Here is a 690-nt window from a genome sequence, read left to right on the forward strand (position 1 = left end):
CTTCTGCACACCAAATCGTTGCCATTTGCTCAGCAACAGGCCCTGTCGCACCTTGGCGAGGGTATGCCATGTAACGCACAGTAATACCTAGATCATTGTAGCCCTGCATTTGGTTATGCAGACGAACACAGTAGCCACAAGTGATGTCAGTAAACACAGTCACCACGTACTTTTCGTTGTCCGCTTTGTATTCGATCATGCTGTCTGCAAACTTAGCAATTTTCTCAGCATTCAAAGGCGCTTGGCGTTCTGCAAGTACGTCTTTGTAACCGCCGTTGTCATCAATCGCGTATAGCGTACCTGCAATAAAGTGATCGCCATTGTTTGACGCAAACAATATGCCGCCGTTGGTTTGAATTTCTAGCAAGCCCGCCACGTCTGAAGGTTGAATATCAATAATAGACAGACCTAGTTTCGAGAACTTCGCTTTTAGCGCCGCTTCATCAAAGTGTTGTTGCGCAGTTGGCGCAGCCTGTTGTGCAGGAGTTTCGGTTTTTGCCTGACTTTCTTCCGCACCACACGCGGTAATAAAGAATGGTAAAGTCAGCAGAGTTAGTCGGCGTAATACGCTCATTAAAGTCACCTTTAAATAAATTCTTTTCATCCAATCAAGAAGGATGAAGCAAGCCATCATTATGCTCTTGGGTGGTGTTGACTGTGGATCTGCTTCAATCGTTCAGTCGCCACGTG

At 46.2% G+C, this 690-nt stretch carries 1 protein-coding gene; it reads right to left on the reverse strand.

What is annotated here, in order from left to right; translation table 11 throughout:
- Positions 1-574, reverse strand: a 574-nt coding sequence (locus R7044_RS25620) for a disulfide isomerase DsbC N-terminal domain-containing protein (protein WP_225456048.1), incomplete at its 3' end; no start/stop codon positions are given.
- Positions 575-690 lie beyond the last annotated feature (116 nt).

This window comes from Vibrio sp. 1402, assembly GCF_033340275.1.